The organism is Janthinobacterium sp. BJB426 (assembly GCF_002735705.1).
In the GTDB taxonomy this organism is placed as follows: Bacteria; Pseudomonadota; Gammaproteobacteria; order Burkholderiales; family Burkholderiaceae_D; genus Janthinobacterium.
Map to the genome: position 1 here is coordinate 17272 of NZ_PDZL01000016.1, position 16118 is coordinate 33389.

At 59.0% G+C, this 16118-nt stretch carries 28 protein-coding genes and 2 pseudogenes; 20 read left to right on the plus strand and 10 right to left on the minus strand.

The window, feature by feature from the left end; translation table 11 throughout:
* Positions 1 to 17: 17 nt before the first annotated feature.
* From CSQ93_RS21685 to CSQ93_RS21705, 6 genes and pseudogenes are all read right to left on the minus strand, one after another.
* A complete protein-coding gene (locus tag CSQ93_RS21685; protein ID WP_099379831.1) occupies positions 18 to 407 on the minus strand; it encodes a MarR family transcriptional regulator in 390 nt (129 codons plus the stop codon).
* Complete coding sequence (locus tag CSQ93_RS21690; protein ID WP_099379914.1) at positions 404 to 1168, minus strand: KilA-N domain-containing protein; 765 nt, start codon at positions 1166 to 1168, stop codon at positions 404 to 406. Before CSQ93_RS21690 ends, CSQ93_RS21685 begins: the two co-directional genes overlap by 4 nt.
* A gap of 57 nt (positions 1169 to 1225) precedes the next feature.
* A complete protein-coding gene (locus CSQ93_RS28990; protein ID WP_158301315.1) occupies positions 1226 to 1393 on the minus strand; it encodes a hypothetical protein in 168 nt (55 codons plus the stop codon).
* Between the two features lie 20 nt (positions 1394 to 1413).
* Positions 1414 to 1653: pseudogene (locus tag CSQ93_RS21695) on the minus strand (helix-turn-helix domain-containing protein); the annotation flags it as partial.
* A gap of 76 nt (positions 1654 to 1729) precedes the next feature.
* Positions 1730 to 1945: a hypothetical protein gene (locus CSQ93_RS21700; protein ID WP_099379833.1), complete on the minus strand. Its 216-nt coding sequence runs from the start codon at positions 1943 to 1945 to the stop codon at positions 1730 to 1732.
* Positions 1946 to 1962: 17 nt separating this feature from the next.
* Positions 1963 to 2253, minus strand: coding sequence for a hypothetical protein (locus CSQ93_RS21705; protein WP_099379834.1), 291 nt, complete (start codon positions 2251 to 2253; stop codon positions 1963 to 1965).
* Positions 2254 to 2368: 115 nt separating this feature from the next.
* On the opposite strand from CSQ93_RS21705, the gene CSQ93_RS28995 reads away from it, so the two are divergent.
* Entirely contained in the window at positions 2369 to 2635 is a 267-nt protein-coding gene (locus CSQ93_RS28995; protein WP_158301316.1) for a hypothetical protein, read from the plus strand.
* Here CSQ93_RS28995 and CSQ93_RS21710 read toward each other — a convergent pair.
* Genes CSQ93_RS21710 through CSQ93_RS29000 form a run of 3 tightly spaced genes read right to left on the minus strand, consistent with a single transcriptional unit; the run spans position 2571 to position 3417 of the window.
* Complete coding sequence (locus CSQ93_RS21710) at positions 2571 to 2966, minus strand: hypothetical protein (protein WP_099379835.1); 396 nt, start codon at positions 2964 to 2966, stop codon at positions 2571 to 2573. The two genes, CSQ93_RS28995 and CSQ93_RS21710, sit on opposite strands and share 65 nt — an antisense overlap.
* On the minus strand, positions 2963 to 3097 hold the full coding sequence (locus CSQ93_RS29685; RefSeq protein ID WP_267891681.1) for a hypothetical protein: 135 nt from the start codon (positions 3095 to 3097) through the stop codon (positions 2963 to 2965). Before CSQ93_RS29685 ends, CSQ93_RS21710 begins: the two co-directional genes overlap by 4 nt.
* Complete coding sequence (locus CSQ93_RS29000; protein WP_158301317.1) at positions 3094 to 3417, minus strand: helix-turn-helix domain-containing protein; 324 nt, start codon at positions 3415 to 3417, stop codon at positions 3094 to 3096. The genes CSQ93_RS29685 and CSQ93_RS29000 overlap by 4 nt, the downstream gene beginning before the upstream one ends.
* Positions 3418 to 3500: 83 nt before the next feature.
* Here CSQ93_RS29000 and CSQ93_RS21720 point away from each other — a divergent pair, with 83 nt between their 5' ends.
* The 19 genes and pseudogenes from CSQ93_RS21720 to CSQ93_RS29555 all read left to right on the plus strand — a co-directional run bounded on the left by CSQ93_RS21720 (position 3501) and on the right by CSQ93_RS29555 (position 15449).
* Entirely contained in the window at positions 3501 to 4286 is a 786-nt protein-coding gene (locus CSQ93_RS21720; protein ID WP_099379836.1) for a S24 family peptidase, read from the plus strand.
* Positions 4287 to 4769, plus strand: coding sequence for a hypothetical protein (locus CSQ93_RS21725; RefSeq protein ID WP_099379837.1), 483 nt, complete (start codon positions 4287 to 4289; stop codon positions 4767 to 4769). It begins immediately after the preceding gene.
* Positions 4770 to 4982: 213 nt separating this feature from the next.
* Positions 4983 to 6566 (plus strand): ATP-binding protein, encoded by a 1584-nt coding sequence (locus tag CSQ93_RS21730; protein WP_099379838.1) that lies wholly within the window; start codon positions 4983 to 4985, stop codon positions 6564 to 6566.
* Between the two features lie 83 nt (positions 6567 to 6649).
* A complete protein-coding gene (locus tag CSQ93_RS29545) occupies positions 6650 to 7018 on the plus strand; it encodes a hypothetical protein (RefSeq protein WP_099379839.1) in 369 nt (122 codons plus the stop codon).
* A 239-nt stretch (positions 7019 to 7257) separates the two neighbouring features.
* Positions 7258 to 7482, plus strand: coding sequence for a hypothetical protein (locus tag CSQ93_RS21740; protein ID WP_099379840.1), 225 nt, complete (start codon positions 7258 to 7260; stop codon positions 7480 to 7482).
* Positions 7479 to 7712 (plus strand): hypothetical protein, encoded by a 234-nt coding sequence (locus CSQ93_RS21745; RefSeq protein ID WP_099379841.1) that lies wholly within the window; start codon positions 7479 to 7481, stop codon positions 7710 to 7712. The genes CSQ93_RS21740 and CSQ93_RS21745 overlap by 4 nt, the downstream gene beginning before the upstream one ends.
* Before the next feature lie 145 nt (positions 7713 to 7857).
* Positions 7858 to 8037: a hypothetical protein gene (locus CSQ93_RS21750; protein ID WP_099379842.1), complete on the plus strand. Its 180-nt coding sequence runs from the start codon at positions 7858 to 7860 to the stop codon at positions 8035 to 8037.
* 431 nt (positions 8038 to 8468) lie between these two features.
* On the plus strand, positions 8469 to 8609 hold the full coding sequence (locus CSQ93_RS29005; protein WP_158301318.1) for a hypothetical protein: 141 nt from the start codon (positions 8469 to 8471) through the stop codon (positions 8607 to 8609).
* Positions 8606 to 8851, plus strand: coding sequence for a hypothetical protein (locus CSQ93_RS21755; RefSeq protein ID WP_099379843.1), 246 nt, complete (start codon positions 8606 to 8608; stop codon positions 8849 to 8851). The genes CSQ93_RS29005 and CSQ93_RS21755 overlap by 4 nt, the downstream gene beginning before the upstream one ends.
* Positions 8827 to 8967 (plus strand): hypothetical protein, encoded by a 141-nt coding sequence (locus tag CSQ93_RS29010; protein ID WP_158301319.1) that lies wholly within the window; start codon positions 8827 to 8829, stop codon positions 8965 to 8967. The genes CSQ93_RS21755 and CSQ93_RS29010 overlap by 25 nt, the downstream gene beginning before the upstream one ends.
* Positions 8964 to 9977 (plus strand): hypothetical protein, encoded by a 1014-nt coding sequence (locus CSQ93_RS21760; protein ID WP_199534473.1) that lies wholly within the window; start codon positions 8964 to 8966, stop codon positions 9975 to 9977. Before CSQ93_RS29010 ends, CSQ93_RS21760 begins: the two co-directional genes overlap by 4 nt.
* Complete coding sequence (locus CSQ93_RS21765; protein ID WP_099379844.1) at positions 9974 to 10630, plus strand: lambda exonuclease family protein; 657 nt, start codon at positions 9974 to 9976, stop codon at positions 10628 to 10630. Before CSQ93_RS21760 ends, CSQ93_RS21765 begins: the two co-directional genes overlap by 4 nt.
* Positions 10627 to 11898 carry a hypothetical protein gene (locus CSQ93_RS21770; RefSeq protein ID WP_099379845.1) on the plus strand — a complete coding sequence of 424 codons (1272 nt, stop codon included), beginning with the start codon at positions 10627 to 10629 and terminating at the stop codon, positions 11896 to 11898. Before CSQ93_RS21765 ends, CSQ93_RS21770 begins: the two co-directional genes overlap by 4 nt.
* Before the next feature lie 27 nt (positions 11899 to 11925).
* The gene (locus CSQ93_RS29245; protein WP_199534474.1) at positions 11926 to 12636 is read left to right on the plus strand and encodes a KTSC domain-containing protein; all 711 of its coding nucleotides are present in this window, start codon (positions 11926 to 11928) and stop codon (positions 12634 to 12636) included.
* The gene (locus CSQ93_RS21785) at positions 12633 to 12881 is read left to right on the plus strand and encodes a hypothetical protein (protein ID WP_099379846.1); all 249 of its coding nucleotides are present in this window, start codon (positions 12633 to 12635) and stop codon (positions 12879 to 12881) included. The genes CSQ93_RS29245 and CSQ93_RS21785 overlap by 4 nt, the downstream gene beginning before the upstream one ends.
* Positions 12878 to 13516, plus strand: coding sequence for a hypothetical protein (locus CSQ93_RS21790; protein WP_099379847.1), 639 nt, complete (start codon positions 12878 to 12880; stop codon positions 13514 to 13516). The genes CSQ93_RS21785 and CSQ93_RS21790 overlap by 4 nt, the downstream gene beginning before the upstream one ends.
* Positions 13517 to 13544: 28 nt before the next feature.
* Entirely contained in the window at positions 13545 to 13958 is a 414-nt protein-coding gene (locus CSQ93_RS21795; RefSeq protein ID WP_099379848.1) for a recombination protein NinB, read from the plus strand.
* Positions 13959 to 13967: 9 nt separating this feature from the next.
* Positions 13968 to 14888 (plus strand): annotated as a pseudogene (locus tag CSQ93_RS29550) (recombination-associated protein RdgC); the annotation flags it as partial.
* A gap of 366 nt (positions 14889 to 15254) precedes the next feature.
* The gene (locus tag CSQ93_RS29555) at positions 15255 to 15449 is read left to right on the plus strand and encodes a DNA translocase FtsK (protein WP_233516297.1); all 195 of its coding nucleotides are present in this window, start codon (positions 15255 to 15257) and stop codon (positions 15447 to 15449) included.
* A 20-nt stretch (positions 15450 to 15469) separates the two neighbouring features.
* Here CSQ93_RS29555 and CSQ93_RS21805 read toward each other — a convergent pair whose 3' ends face one another.
* The gene (locus CSQ93_RS21805; RefSeq protein WP_158301321.1) at positions 15470 to 16117 is read right to left on the minus strand and encodes a hypothetical protein; all 648 of its coding nucleotides are present in this window, start codon (positions 16115 to 16117) and stop codon (positions 15470 to 15472) included.
* Position 16118: the final 1 nt, after the last annotated feature.

The following is a 16118-nucleotide window of genomic DNA, read 5'->3' on the forward strand; positions in this document are numbered from 1 at the left end:
AATTCGAAAGATCGAGTTCATGCTTCGCTCCCGCTACTGAGCTCTGCACCGAAAAAAGCTGCAACCAACAAATCACGACCGTGCTGGCCGCGTGGCCAGTTGCTGCTGCGATTACGGTACAGGTCGAATTCAGCCTGGTCGTCCAGGTCGGGCATGCCGTACAGGGCGCGGGAATGGGTTGCTGCGGCCTCGATCAGCACGAGGTGCCCGGCCTTGACCAGCTTGGCCAGGCGCTTGCGCACGGTTTCGCGGTGAAGTGTCAGGTCCAGGGCAATATCGCCAATGGTTGCGGCGCCGCAGCGCCTGACCGTGGCCAGGATATCGGCGGCGCGGTCGGCATTAGCGGAATTGCGGATAGATGCTACGCCAGCAGGCGGGCGCGCGCGATTGTCAGCTTGGCCAGTCACAACGCCACCTCCGCCAGGACGGAATCGCGCCACTTCACTTGCTGGATGGGCGTGCCGCTGGAGTGCGCCTTGCCGGTGTCCGCCACGAAGGCATGGGCGCGCCCCCTCTCCGTCGGCACCCAATGGCCGGCGATGCTCTCTTGCAGGCCGGCCTGCACCAGCAGCTGGTTGAATGCCTTGCCGCTCTTAACGAAGCGGCTGCCCAGTTCGGTCGGGGTGTAGTAAATCTCCTGGCTGGGAGTGGCCAGGTGCGTGCGCTCCATCAGCTGCAGCATGTTGACGCCGGTCAGGGCGGCCGTGCCCTGGTTCGCACTGATCGCCGCGGCGTTCTTGTCGAGGCCGATCAGGCGCGCAATGCCGAAGATGGCGCGGAATTCCTTGGCGGGCGAGATTGCGCTGGGCTTCGGCGCAGCTATTACTGGCGCCTGCTGGCCGGTGGCCACGGCGTCGAAGGTGCGGATGACTTCCAGGTGGAACTTCGGACTGATCCACATGGCGTAGGCGTACACCAGCTCCTTGCACACGTAGGTGCCGCCGTTGCGGCCCTGGGAAGTGATGGTTGGCAAACTCTGCGCCGGCGCAGAGTTTAATTCCGCTTCCAGCTCCTGGATTTCCGGGCGACGGAAGAAGAATGCAGGTTGATGGCGGCTTTCCGCGCCAGCTGCCTTGTGCAAATCGTTGAGGCAAAAACGGCCTTCTTTATCGACCGCGATCAGCGTATTCGCTATCGTGATGCCTTTGTGTTGTACAATTTCGGTCATAAATTCTTTCGCGAATTTTTGTTGTTTCAAGGAAGCCCGCCTGCAAGCGGGCTTTTTTCATTTCTGGCCTTGCAGTTCCTGCAGCATTGCTTCGTAGTGCTGGCGCGTCCGGACGTGGCCGGGATCGACCGGCAATTCGTGCTCGATGAGCACTTGCTGCTGGCCGCCCTCCTCGCCCAGCACCGCGCTGGTACCGGACTCGGGCTGTGTGGTCGACCAGGTCAAGCCGCCACCTCGGCGCGCGCGATGCGCTTGAGTTCGCGGATCGACACGTCGAACACCTCGTGCATGCGGATCAGCAGCGAGGCGCCGACCGGCAGGCGGCCGTGGCGAATCTTCGAGATCACTGGTGGCGCCACTTCCAGCGCGCGAGCCAGAGCTGCGTCGTTCTTTGGGCCCTTGGCCAGTAGCATGTCGAGCAATTCGTTGTTGCCATGGGCGTCGTCCAGTGAGCGGTACGGCTTGATTGCAGTTGTTTGCGTCATGTCATATTCCTAATTGATGGTGATTAAAGTGGCCGATTTCGGCCATGCGATGCTGTAGCTGTCGGGTACGGGTTCGTTATGGCGGCTCGCGCCGCGGCACCTCGTATTTCTTCGCCACCCTGTCGGTGGCATCGCGCCATTTCTGGCGCGCTTCCTTGTGCGCGGCCTTCGCTGCGCTCTCGCCCTCCCCGTCCTTGGCGCCCTGCAAGTCTTTCTCGGCCTGGCGGTAGATCATCGAGCGCTGGAAAACCAGCTCCTTTTCCTCGGCCGTGACCTCGGCTTGTTTATTCAATGGCTGCCTCCATGCCGTTAAACCCGCATCCGCACGACGCGCGGGACGACACCGAAACACGGGCGTGGCGCCGGCAGAATCTGGGCCCTGCTATTTCCTGATTTGGGCCTAGCCCCGTTCGAAAACGGCGGCGTATCATTCCGTTTCGGCCTGGTGTCCAGGTGATTGCGGATGATCACGATCGTGCATTCGTTCAGCACGTCGCTGACGGTCTTGCGCATCGCTGTGCATGCGGCTTGCAAGTCAGCCTTGTTCTCGTCGGTGATGTAGCCCTTGACGAGCGCAGTACGTTTTTGCTTCTGTTTCATGGTTTTCTCCTGGTGGTCGGTGTTACAGGGTTTGGGTACAGCGAAAAATAGGCAGAAGTTGCCAACGTGTTAAATTTCTATTCCTGCATGTCAATTCACAGGAAAGGCAACCTCCATGGAAAACGAAACTTATGTGGTAAAGCTCGCTCTGGATGCGAACGCACCGGTGCCTTGGCCTAAAGACGTGCCTGCGCCAGCTGTTGGCGACAAAATAACTGGCTTAATCCACGGCCTCGCAGTCAAAGGGACGGTGGTCGAACGTGAATGGGGTGTCGACTTCGCTCCTGGAAAAGCGGTGATTGCCACAGCGCTGACGATCACTGTGAAATCTCAATCACTGGCGCAACCAAAATCGGCAACAGTCCAGCCGCTGAAACTTTGACGGCATTCGAACGCGGGCCGGTCGCATTGACGAGGTACACCACGGAGCCCTCGCGCATTGCGATGGTTGCCGTGTAGCCGCCAGCGCTGGGCGTCACTTCAAAGGTTGGCGCGAACGGGTCGGCGGACGGGCTCACGGCGGTTGGAGTGATAGCGGTCGGGCGTTGCGGTTCCGAAAAGTCTCGCAAAGCAACTGCGTCATCCCGGTGCTGGCAAAGTGTCGTCAGCAACGCCGTGTGCACGCATAACTCGGCCAGGATGGCCAGTTGAATGGCGCGGTAGCTAGGATTGGCCGCATTCCGAACTGCTTTTTGCTTTGTCGAGGTGCTCATGCTGGCTCCTTCAGTTGTTTCAGGCATTCATCGAGTGGCACGCCAGGTGGCAGCTGGTGCAGTTCGAGCAGCGGGATACGCACGATGCCGGCCGCCGGGCGCGGTGGGGAAATTGGGATCAGGCGGATCATGGCTTCGCGCCCACGTCGATGCCGACAGCAGCGTGCGCAGGCACGGTGTCGAAGATGGCGTTGGTGGTGGGCGGTTGGCGGCCGGCGTGGCCATGCGAATGGAAATGCCCTGCCGCGCCGATTGGCTCACCATAGATGTCGTTATAGGTGACGATCTCGCCCAGTGAAGCGGCAAACTTGATCAGCAACTTTGCAACTTGCGGCGGCATTTCCTGGCCTTGCTCGTAGTGAGATATGTTGCCCTGCGTGACCCCAAGCTCTTTGGCAAGAGCAGCTTGAGTGACGTGTAGGCATCCACGGATGGTTTGAATTGGGTTCATGCGACGAATATTAGTCCGACTGTTTGAATATGTCAACAGTCCGACTGTTTGAAAATTATTAGCTTTCCTTATAATCTCCTACGATGCCCGCACTCCCCTTATCTGACGAACAGCTCGCCGATGCCGCAAGGCTCAAAACTCTCTTTCAGGAGTGGCAGCGCTCGCGCAAAGAAAATAATCTTCCTCACTCGCAAGAGGCCGCTGCCGCTGCGCTTGGCTTCGGTCAAAGCGCTCTCACGCAGTATCTGAATGGGAAGATCCCGTTAAATGTCGCTGCCGGCGTGAAGCTTGCGAACTTGTTGGGAGTGTCGCTTTGCGATTTCAGTCCCGCTCTTGCTGAGCATGCCGGGAAGATCGCAGATGCGGTAGCCCCGCATACCGATGATGTCAGCGCTGCAAGCCTACCTGGCGCACGCGGTGTGACCGACGACGACAATCACGCGCCCATCACATTACCCATCAAGATGGTTGCGCTACACCTCCAGGCAGGCGCCACAGGATTTGAGACTGAGGAAAGCTATGAAGATGGTGGCAAGCTGCACGTGCCCCGCCAGTGGATTGAAGAGAATGATCTCGATCCGCAGCGACTTCTGGCTATAAAAATCCGTGGCGACAGCATGGTGCCGATGATGTATGAGGGCGACATAGCGGTAATAGACGTACACGACAGAAATCGCGTCAACGGCGGTGTTTTCGCCGTGAACTTCAAAGGTCAGGCCCTGGTGAAGCGGCTGAAATATGAGCGTAGGGAGTGGTATCTTGCGTCCGAAAATCCAGACTTTAAACAAGAGCCTTGCCGCAACGGCGAATGCAATGTCGTCGGCCGCGTCGTGCGCTTCGAGCCGCGCAACTTCAAGGATCGTCTATAAATGAAGGTATTGATATTCGTCCTAGGCGCAATCTTTGCGCCGATGGCCCACGCTGAGACTTGGCAATGCACGAACGCAGCATCTGGCCGCGTCTACACCGTCAGCCAGGCCGTGCCGGCAGACGCATGCAAGCTGGTCAGCAGTACGAAGAGCCCGCACTCCCTCGGCCCAGCCCCACGCGAGCTGCAAGCGCCTGCCGCCCAGAGGGAGTCGAAATCTTGCAGCAAGGCCGCCGCGCAGGACGTGCGAAAGATGATGTCTGAATTCGCAAAATGGGAACTCGGTAGCGACACCAGAAAAATCAAAGTCACCTGGAACCACAAGACCGATAGCCAGTCGGTGAATGGAATATTGCGCCTCATGACCGCGTTTGCCGATGCGGACGCTTGCATCATGGGCTATCAACGCGAAATTCGCTTCTATCGGCTGGGTAAGCAGGAGGGTATTGCGTCACCTGATTACGGTATCAGGCTAACAAATTAATTCACCGCAAATGCATACCTACTGCGCCACATCGCCGGCGCGTGTGTACGGCTAGTGACTTAGGTGCAACGCGATCCAGCTCGTCGCGTTGACATCTTCGGCAATAGGTGAGCAAGGGGTGTCGACGCCGCGTCGACACCCCTTCCCAATGATCGCTTAACTTGGGCACTTTGAATAGTGTATTAAGCGAATTTTACGGATACGAGTATTATCATGCAACAAACCTCTTTTGATTTTGACAACAATGAACTGACAGAAGACAGGAGCTTATGGACGCCCCGAGATATTTGGGTGCATGCCAATCAGCGAGTTCTTGAATCCTTCAGAGAGGATAGACGTTTTGAAAGAAAAAACCATAAATCACCCAATCTAGAGGATCTCGCAACATATTTCAGTACCTTTTCGAACACCCCGGATGGGGGGTTGCTGATCTATGGGATCACGGATGCGGGGGAAATTAAAGGTTGCAATTTTTCTCAAGAGCAAATAAACAAGATTGAGCGTTGCCATATTAATCTTTGCCCAATGGCAAAACCGGAATTTAAGAAAATCCCGGTAGTGGTCGATGGCAAGTCAAGTTTCTGTATAGCGATTTTTATTCCCTATATTGGGGTTCTCGTAGAAACGAACAAGGACCAAGCTTGGATTCGCTACGGGGATAGCAAACATCAGATGAGCGAGGAGGAAAAACGTGATTTTCGCTCCACTAGACAAGAGCTATCTTTTGAACTCTCGATAGCGGTTCACTACAATTATCCAGCGGACTTTGACCTGCGAATTATTCAAGATTTCTGCGATGCCTTTAGAGAAAGGGAGCAGCGTCCAGAGTGGAAAAATGATGAGATTCTGGTTGATCGACATTTACTAAAAAAAGTCGATGATAAATATAAGCCATTAAATTGCCTAGTTCTTTTAGCAGCAAAGGATCCTGCGCTCACCATTCCCGGTTGTAGAATAAGGGTTTTGCGTTTCGACACCCTTATTGAGGGATCAGGTGAATCTTATTCACCATTGCGCGATAGGGTTATTGAGGGAAATCTGGTCCAGCTAATACAAAATTCTCAGGAAATTGTGAGCGCACAGATTTTCGATGTTACCTGGCTGAATGTGGACGGGAAATTTGTAACCACGCCAGAATATCCGAAATGGGCTTGGTTCGAAGCCATCATAAACGCATGTGTGCATAGATCGTATAGTTTTAGTGGGACGGAGATTACTGTAAAACTATTCCCGGATCGCATGGAAATCGAAAGTCCAGGGGGCTTTGTTCCGCCTGTAAACGAGAAAACAATATATCACACACGATCTTCGCGCAATCATCATCTTATGGATGCACTGAGGTATCTAGGTTATGTTCGTATGGCTCGAGAGGGAACAAGACGAATACGCGAAAGCATGATCGAGTATCAACTTCCTGAGCCATCATTTAGACAAGAAGCATTACACGGCGTCGTCGTCAAGGTTACGCTGCGAAATGATCAAGAGACTCATAAAAGGGCTTCTGACAAAGATGTTGCACTCTACTTCGGCGTCGACGTGTGGCGAAAACTAGAAGAGCACGAAATTAAAATCGCTGCACACGTTTTCAGGAATTCCACTGTACAAGTTTCGGAGGCTCAGCGACTTACAGGGAGGACTTGGGCTACTAGCAAGAAAGATCTGGAACGACTTGTTACTAAGGGCGTCCTTGTCTTTGAGCCCGGCGCGTATGCGCGCGATTCGAAAGCGCTTTACCGGCTTGTAAGGCCGCCGAAACAGTCTTCTGGCACGGTTAATTACAATATTGCACCCGACTAGCTTTGGTGTTGAGATGAGAGACGCCCGCCGTACGCGGGCGTTTTTGCGCTAGGCGCCCGCAGGAACTTGCTGGCCGTCTAAAGTTGGATGAGCGCGGCCAACAGGGCGGCTTTTTTGGCGGCTGGAACGAATTATTTTTCCAGCAGGATCGTAGGCCAATGCATAATGCATTTATGCAACTATGCGCAGCTATCATCAATATCAAGCAAACCCAGCTGGCCGTGGTCCAGGTCGAGCCAGAACATACCTTGCCGACCACCGCCCCGGCCGCGCTGATGCGTGCACAGCGGTACTTCCCTACCCTCCCAATCTTGCTACTGTCACCACGCATTGGCGATTTCTCTCGAAGCTACGCCACGTTTAACATTACTCCCCTAATCGGACACATTAACGCTGACGAAATCGCCTGGCGCGTCTGCGAGCCGCCGGCATCGCCCGAGCCACCCTTCTAACTATTCATACCTCCCAGCCTCGAAGATTCGAGGTTTTTTTTCAGCCGTTGATTATTATTTCCAAATTTATTAGTCCGACTGTTGACATGCGACTAGCAGTCGGACTAATATTCGTCATCGAACAAGCAAACACAGGAGTACGACATGTCCCCAGCAGAGCTCGCAGCACTCGAAGCAGTCCTCGTCGCCCACGGCGAAGTGATTCCGGCAATCGTCATCCCGGCACGCGGCTGATCGTCATGAAGACCACCTCAAGCATCGTCGCCACCAAAGCCACCAACGACGGCCATTGCGCCGGCCTGGTAGCAAGCATCGGCTGCCCTCGCCGCCTGGAAATTTGCAACTCGTTCGGCGTTGCCCTGCCGAGTGGGCAGTTGAAGTATTTGGAATGCGGCGCTGCCGAAGCGATGCGCGCCGAGGCCTACCGCAACTGCACCGGCCCCTGGCGGATGGAAGCAGCATGAGCGCCCGTGACGCCCTGCCCGGCCTGTTCACCGCCCCACCGGCGCGCGCAACGCTGCGCAAGTACAACGTATCGATCAAGTTTGCAGACGGAATTTTTGAAGCCACATCTTGGGCAGGAAGCCCGAATCAGGCGCATGAGCTGGCGCGAGTAGATGCGCGCATGGCGTCTTGCACCGGCACGTTTTATGGCCGCGAGCTGGGCTGGACTGCAGAGCTGGCAAAAGTTTAGCGGTCGCCCGCGCCGTAGTTCAAGGCGGGACAGGCCGGCGGGCCGGATAAATGCCCTGTGGGATCAGCATGCCCCGATTGATCTTCGTGAGGATCAGGCGCCCGGGGAAACCCGGCGCCACAACCAACCTTGAAGGAATTACAGCATGTCGACTTTCAATAAAGACCAGGCCGTGAACGTGAAAGGCACCAAAACAGACCCGGCGGCGCGCCCGGGCAAGTTCGTGAAGACGCATCCAGGCGCACGCGGCGACTTCCTGGAAGTTCTGCTGGATGGCTCGACGCAAAGCCAGCGTTTCCGCCCTTCGCAGGTGTCTGCAGTCTGATTTATTGGCGCGGCCTGTCGCCCAGGCCGCCGCCCCTGCCCTGCGCCAGGCAAGCGCAGGAACCACACAGAAGCGCCAACCGATGCAATTAAGTGCTGGTCAATTGCCCGTTGACGCAGACGCAGGTGAGCCGGCCGAGAGGCAGAGGCGCTTGGATTGGAGGCCGTTGGTTGGGGCTTCTGTGTGGTGAATGCGCAGACTGATGCGCTGCCCTACGCGGGGCGTTTCTCAACCGGTACCCAGCCCGGAGAGGCCATGCAGGCGAAAGCCAATTGGAACACTCAAGCCGGAGACCAGCACCGGCCGCCACACGCGCTTCCTGGCGTACGCAGGATTGAAAGCCCCGTTGCGGATTTGATGTCGGACAGTGCGGCCGGCACCAGCAGGGTTCGATTCCCTGCCAGGGCACCAATTAACCAGAGGAGCAGGACATGAGCTACATCATCACCATCCGCACCGGCCCGCGCGCCGAGGATATCGCGCACTTCGCCGCCATCGGCAACCTGGCCGCGCTGATCGATGCCGCCTACGACGATGGCGCTCTGGGCGTGACAGCGATGGTGCGGCCATGATCTCCCTCTTCCACCGCCTGTTGGCCGCCCACCGCCACTACCAGGCGCAGCACCAGCACCGCATGAACAAGATGCGCCTGGCCGGCGTGCGCCGCGAGTTGGCCGGACTCGAAGAAATGCGCAAGGAACTGATCACCGCGCAGATCGAGGCGCTGATCGACCTGGACGCATCCGCCGCGCGCGTGAAGAAGCTGGGCCGCGCCCACCGGGAGGCGCAGTGGACGTCGTCAGCCAAGCCGTGATGGACGTGGCCAGCCAGGCCTTGCGCAACTGGCATGCCGGCCACGCCATCGTCTACGCCGTCCGCCTGGCGCTGCTGAAGGCGGAAATCATAAAACTCACAAGGAAAAAGTCATGAACGAAGTAATCGAAATGCCACGTCGCGAAAGCGCCGGCCTGGTTGCTGCCGAAGTGCACCGCTACTCGCTCGCCGAGATTCGCGAGCGCGTCAACCTGGTACAGGAGGTGATGCGCGGGATCATGAAGCTCAACACCCACTATGGGACCATCCCTGGAACGCCGAAGCCGACGCTGTACAAGCCGGGCGCCGAAGTGCTGTGTGTGACTTTCCGCATCGCCCCGATCTATCGCATCCTCGATCTCAGCACCGATTTGGTTGCCCGCTTCCGCGTTACTTGCGTCGGCCAGCACCAGGTATCCGACATCATGTTGGGCGAAGGCGTCGGTGAATGCTCTTCCGCCGAAGAAAAATATAAGTGGCGCGCATCCGTGTGCGCCGAGGAATTCGATTTGACGCCAGAAACGATGCGCCGTCTGAAATTTGCGAAGTACAACGGCAGTGTCCAGAAGAAAGTTCAAGTACGTACCGAGGCGGCCGATCTGTCAAATACGGTCCTGAAAATGGCATGCAAGCGCGCCATGATCGCCATGACCTTAAACGTCACAGCAGCATCCGACATTTTCACGCAGGACATCGAAGACTTGCCGGAAGAATTGCGCGTCCAGGATGCCGGCGACCCAGCAATGTCACCTTTGGCGCTTGAGTGGGTGGCCAAGGCCAACGCTGCGCCAACCGCTGATGACCTGGCAGCTGTATGGAAGGCTGGCGTCAAGGCGATCAACGAGGCCAAGGATGCGGTTGCATCGAACGCCTTCAAGGCGGCTGTAACGGAACGCGGAACAACACTGACTGCCGCGCAGCCTGCGCCCAAAGCAGAGAAGCCAGAACCACAACCGCTGTCCACTGCTGCGGCCGAAATACTCGCCGACATGGAAGTGCTCGCCGACGACGGTGCCGAGGTCTTCGCTGCAAGCTGGGCCAGCCTGTCGAAATCCACGCAGAACATGCTCGCCGGTCACTACGACGGCCTGATGACGCGCGCTCAGAAAACAGGAGGGGCAACATGAGATTCATTGCCTGCGCCCAAGGCACGCCGGATTGGCACCAGGCCCGCGCCGGCGTAATCACGGCGTCCTGCTACGCCGACGCTGTGTCCAAGCTGTCTCGTATATCCGGCAAACGCAAGGCCGGCGATCCGTCCATCGCGTCGGATAAGTATGCCGCAGACCTGGCCATCGAGCGCATCAGCGGCAAGCCGTACGGTGCACCAGTCAAGGCCTGGGTGCTGGATCGCGGCCACGAAATGGAGCGCCTGGCACGCATGGCGTACGAGGCACGTACCGAGTCCATGGTCACAGAGGCGGGCCTCGTGCTGACGGATGACGGCTTGTTCGGCTATTCGACGGACGGTTTTGTGGGCAATGACGGCCTGATCGAGATCAAGGCGCCAATCGACAGCGTGAAGATCGTCGAGATCCTGGAGACAGGCGACCTGACCGAATACATGCACCAAATGCAGGGCGGCATGTGGATCACGGCTCGCAAGTGGTGCGATTTCATCATGTACGTGCCCGACTTGGCCAACGCCGGTAGCGACCTGTACATCAAGCGCGTGATGCGCGATGACAACTTTATTGACGCAATGGTGCTGGACCTGGCCGCTTTCGCGCGCCGCGTATCGGACCGCGAAATTCTTTTCAAACTCAAGGAGGCAGCATGATCACCGAAACCACCCAGGCCACGCAGGCCACCACCGCCCTCACCCTGCCGCAGCGCGCTGCCGTCGCGCTGGGCGCCGTGGACTATGAGGAAAAAATCAAGGAACAGGTTGCCGCCTCGACCGATATCACCGCCGTCATCGATCCCGCCGGCCGCGAGCAGGCGCACCGCATCGGCATGAACCTGCTGAAACTGCGCACCGGCATCAAGGCCGTCGGCGAGGCCGCACGCAAAGACGCGACAGACTTTAGCAAGGCAGTGATCGCCAAGGAAAAAGACCTGATTGCGCTGATTACGCCAGAAGAGAATCGCGTGTTCGAGCTGCGCGACGCCTACGACACCAAGGTGGAGGCTGAAAAGCAAGCTGCGATTGCGAAGGAGCGCGAGCGCATTACTGCGATCCAGGCTGATATTGCGGCGATCCATGATGCGCCGCTGGAACTGGTGGGCAAGTCCGCTGCCGATATTCAGGCGGCCGCAGCAACTGTGGCTGCCATCGTCGTGGACAAGGCGCGCTTTGCCGAATTCGAGAAGGACGCTGCCAAGGTCGTTGCCGAAGTGAGCGCCAAGCTGGCCAGCCTGCACGCCGCAGCATTGGCCAACGAAGAAGAAGCCGCCCGCATTGCCGCCGAGCGCGCCGAACTGGCGCAGCTGCGCGAAGCGGCTGCCGAGGCCCGGCGCATCGCCCAGGTGGAAGCTGAGCGTATCGCTGCCGAACGCCAAGCCGAAGACGACCGCCGCGCGGCGCTGGTCGCCGAGCAGGAAGCCGAGGCGCTGCGCCAACGCGAGGCCCAGGCCGCTGAATTGAAAAAGCAGGCAGACACCCAAGCAGAGCAGAACCGGCTGGAGCAAGCGGAAATCGCACGCCAGCGCCAGGAACTGCTGGACATGCAAACCGCTGCAGCAGAAGCCGCACGGCTGGCCCAGGTCGACGCCGACCGATTGGCCAATGAAGCTGTGCAAGCCGAACAAGCCGCACAGCTCGCCGTGGCGCGCGCCGCCGAGCAAGCCGCCCAAGTTGCCGCGCCTGCGCCCTCCGCTCCTATCGGCATCCGCCGCGCGCCCACCGCCTTCGCGCCGGCCGCGAGCCGCCCAGCGCCAGCACCTGACCTGCTCGACGCCGCTGCCGATGACCTCTACCCATCCGACAGCGACATCCTCGATGTGCTGTTCGACCAGTTCGGCCTGACGCCGGCCGAGGCCATCGACCGCCTGGCCAAGTTCGACTTCGCCGCCGCGCGCGCCGGCCTGGTCGCCGAAGCCGCGTAACAACCCGCCCATCACCTGGAGAAATCAATGAATACAGCAGTCGCAGCACCCCAAATCACCCTGCAAGCCATCCAATCCTCGCAGATCGCCGCCATCGGCCATTGCCCGGCGACCGAAACCCTGGCCGTGCAGTTCTTCCGCAAGGGCGCGCCGGCGGACGTCTACCACTACGCCAACGTCACGGCCACCGAGTATTCGGCCTTCGCCGGCGCCGAATCGGTCGGCAAGTACTTTTACGCTCATATCAAGCCGCATGCCGACAAGCACCCGTACACGAACATGGGCACGCCGGCCGTGGAGCTGGCGCCGGTCAAGCTGAGCAAGGAGCTACTGGCCAGCCTATTGACGGGCCGCGAATACGGCAGCGAAATGGCGAAGGAAGAAGAACTGCAGGCCAAGGCCGCCGGCCTGATCGTGATCTTTGGCGCTAGCGACGACCTGATGGAGTTCCGTGGTTTCGTGGAAGACGAGCGCGGCGCACCGACCGTGGCGCTGCTCGACGCCAAGGGCCTGCTGCCGTTCCGCGAGGATATCCAGCACGACGACGATGCACTCAAGGACTATTTCGCCCGGGCGCCGCAGGTGCGGGCCGTGGATGCACTGTGGGGTAAGGAAGACAGCTACAGCTGGACTTACCGTACCGACGTGCCGCACGCCACGTTCGAAATCGTGGAAGGCGGCGAGCCGTATTGCCGCGGCGTCGTGATCGACGTGGCTGACTTGGGCGGTGCAGCGTGACCACCCGCGCCGAACGCCAGGCACAGGCGACTGCAAAGCTCCAAGCCACATGCGACAAATTCAACGCTGCACACCAGGTTGGCGCCGCCGTCAGCGTCGAGCTGGATGGTGGCGAGGTGCGCGAGACGGTCACGAATAGCGAAGCGCAAGTCATGGGCGGCCACAGTGCAGTCATCTGGCTGGATAGCATTCGCGGCTGCTATGACCTGGAACGCGTGACGGCTTTAAAGGCGGAAAAAGCATGAGCACCGATTGCACTGAGGCGCAATTCCTGCGCGACGTGGCAGAGCACAAAATGACCGTGCTGCGTGACGATGGCGGCAAAGGTCGCCATGTTCGCTTCGCTCGCCCCGACACTGGCTGCATGCACTTCGACCTGATCACCTGGCCTGGCTACCTCTGCTACACCGGCGACATGGGCACCTACGTCTTTCAGCGGCTGACCGACATGTTCGAGTTTTTCCGCACCGACCGAGAGTACAAAAAACGCAACGGCGCTAAATTGGCGGTCAACCTGTCGTACTGGGGTGAAAAGCTCCAGGCGACAGATCGCGACGGCTACCGGAAGTACTCGGCCGAGAAATTCAAGGCGAATGTCATGGACTGGGTGGAGCAACGGGGGCTGACCGGAAAGCTTGGACACGGGCTCCGTAATGAGCTTCAATCCGAAGTGCTGGACCATGCAGACGATGGCGCCGACATAGCCTACCGCGCGGCAATGGACTTTGTCTGGAACGGGAAGCGCGTTTTCCCCGACTTTTACGAGGTAGACAGCGAGGATTACTCGCACCGCTTCCTCTGGTGCTGCTACGCGTTGGCATGGGGCATCGAGCAATACGACGCGGCCCAGCGGCTGGCGGCCGAGGCGGTGCCAGCATGACGGCGCGCCGCGCGGCGGGAGTGCCGCCATGACGAAGCAGACCTACTTTCTGGTGCACGACGAAGCTCGGCGCCGGGCGATCGAATTTGCCAAGACCGCGCCGCCCGGCTGGATGGTGGTGTTTTCCGAGCCGAAGAAAAAGCGGGCCCAAGAAGAAAAGTATCACGCAATGATCGGCGAGATCGCCAAGCAGGTCGAGCACATCGGGCGCAAGTGGGATGCGGATGACATGAAGCGGCTGCTGGTGGACGAGTTTGCCGACGAAATGCGCCTGGCCGGCACGCCGCTGCACCACGACGGGCGCGTGACGCCCAGCTTCGACGGGCGCCGTATCGTGCAGCTGGGCGTCCAGACCAGCGACTTCTACGTGAAGGAAGCCGCGCAGTTCATTGAATTTTTGTATGCCTTCGGTGCCGCGCGCGGCGTCGTACTCTCAGAATAAGGAAGCGCCATGTTCTTCAAAAATTTGCAGATTTACCGCCTGCCCGCCCGTTGGGCCATGACGGCCGCCGTGCTCGAGCAGGCGCTGGCGCCGCAGCAGTTCACGCCCGCCACCAGCATAGACCTGGTGCGTCAGGGCTGGGCCTCGCCACGCGGCGCCGACCAGCCGCTTGTGCACGCCGTCGGCGGCCAGTTCCTGCTGCAGCTGAAAACCGAGAAGAAGCTGCTGCCGTCGACAGTGATCAACCAGGTGGCCGCCGCCCGCGCGCTGGAAATGGAAGACGCCCAAGGCTTCGCGCCGGGCAAGAAGGCCATGAAGGAATTGAAGGAACGCGTCACCGACGAGCTGCTGCCGCGCGCGTTCGCCATTTTCAGCACCACGGCCGTCTGGATCGATTCGGTGAATGGCTGGCTGGTGGTGGACGCGGCCAGCCCGGCCAAGGCCGATGACGTGGTCAAACTGTTGCTGAAATCCGTCGACAAGCTGCCACTGGAAAGCCTGCGCGTGCAGCGCTCGCCGGTCGGCGCCATGACGGAATGGCTGCAGGCGGACGAATCCCCTGCCGGCTTCACGGTCGACCAGGACGCGATCATGCGCGCCACCGGCGAAAGCAAGGCCCAGGTGGCATACAAACGCCACACCCTGGAAGCGGACGATATTCGCCGCCACATCGCCGCCGGCAAGCAGTGCACACGCTTGGCCATGACCTGGAGCGACAAGATCAGCTTCGTGCTGGACGAGAGCCTGGCCATTAAAAGTGTAAAGGCGCTCGACATACTGCGGGAATGCGCGATTGGCGAGGCGGCCGACGACCGCTTCGACAGCGACTTCACCTTGATGACCGGCGAACTGGCCAAGATGCTGGCCGACCTGGTCGAGGCTCTGGGTGGCGAGGCTGACGTGGAAACGCAGACGCCGGGCCCGGCTGCTGCTGGCCAGCAGAAGATCGAGCGCGCCGTAAACTTGACTGCCGATCTGTACAAGCTGCGCGCACGTTATCGCGATGTGCTCAACGAGCTGTATGACAGCACCGTGCAGCCGGCCGTTGCCCGCGTGCGCGAACACATGGCGGAAACCGCCGAGGGCGCGATTAAATCGGCGCTGACGCTGGCCAAGGAGCTGCCTGGCGGCTCACAATCCGCCGACCTGCTGCTGGTAGCCGCCGTTGAGATCATGGAACCGAGCCAACGGCCGGCAGCGGGCGATGCCCCTGTCCGCCAGCAGCGGCCGGCGCTGCAGTTGAATGGCGAAGCGGCAGGCGCCGTGCTGCCCGGCGACGGCAGTGCGCGCGACCCTATGTATGCCCAGGCCGTCGAGTTGGTGCGCAGCCGGCAGCGCGCATCGGTATCGCTGATACAGCGGTATTTTGGCATCGGCCACAACCGGTCCGCTCGGCTGATAGAGGCGATGGAGGGATCGGTTGTCGGTCCAGCCCAGTCGGACGGAACGCGTGAGCTACTGGAGAAAAGCGCGCTCACGTCACGCTTGTGATTGTCAGCACCTAAGTGCCGTTACGGGCGACTTCCAATCACTGCTGGAATTGCGATGTTCAACCTCGCAGCAATTGTCAGGAGGTCTTTGAGTTGCGTTTCAAGCTGAGGCCCCATTTGAGCCAGCGCATCTGCAATATCACTTGAGGGCGCGGCATCATGAGGAATGAGCGCTGCATGAGTGCTGTTCCTATTAAGCGCGGCAAAGAATAAGGCCATCTCAGCATAAAAGACGACGATGTCGTCACGCAGCTCTTCACTTGCGATCGCCCCAAGTAGAGGTGCGCAAGCGTGATAGATGGCAAAGGTTGGCTCGATCGACGGAAATACTGTTTGTAGCCTACCGGTTAGCTGCAAAGCGAAGTTCTGCGCAAAGGTGCCTTCGAATGCTTTTAGCATTTTTTCATAACTCTTCGCCTCGGTATGCAATGCGCGAAGCATATTTAAAAGTTCATTTTTGCGCCTGTTTTGCTCTGCCTCGTCTTGCTTCCTTGCCTGCCATGCGAGCCCACCACCCGCAGCAAGAATAGCGAGGATGGCACCAACCGCCTGCACCCAAGAAGGCAAGCTCGAATCTTTGTCTGGCCAGTATGTGTAGCAAACGAAGGAAACCATGAACATGCTTGAAATGCTGCAGGCAACAACGATCCAAATAAGAATTTTATTCAAT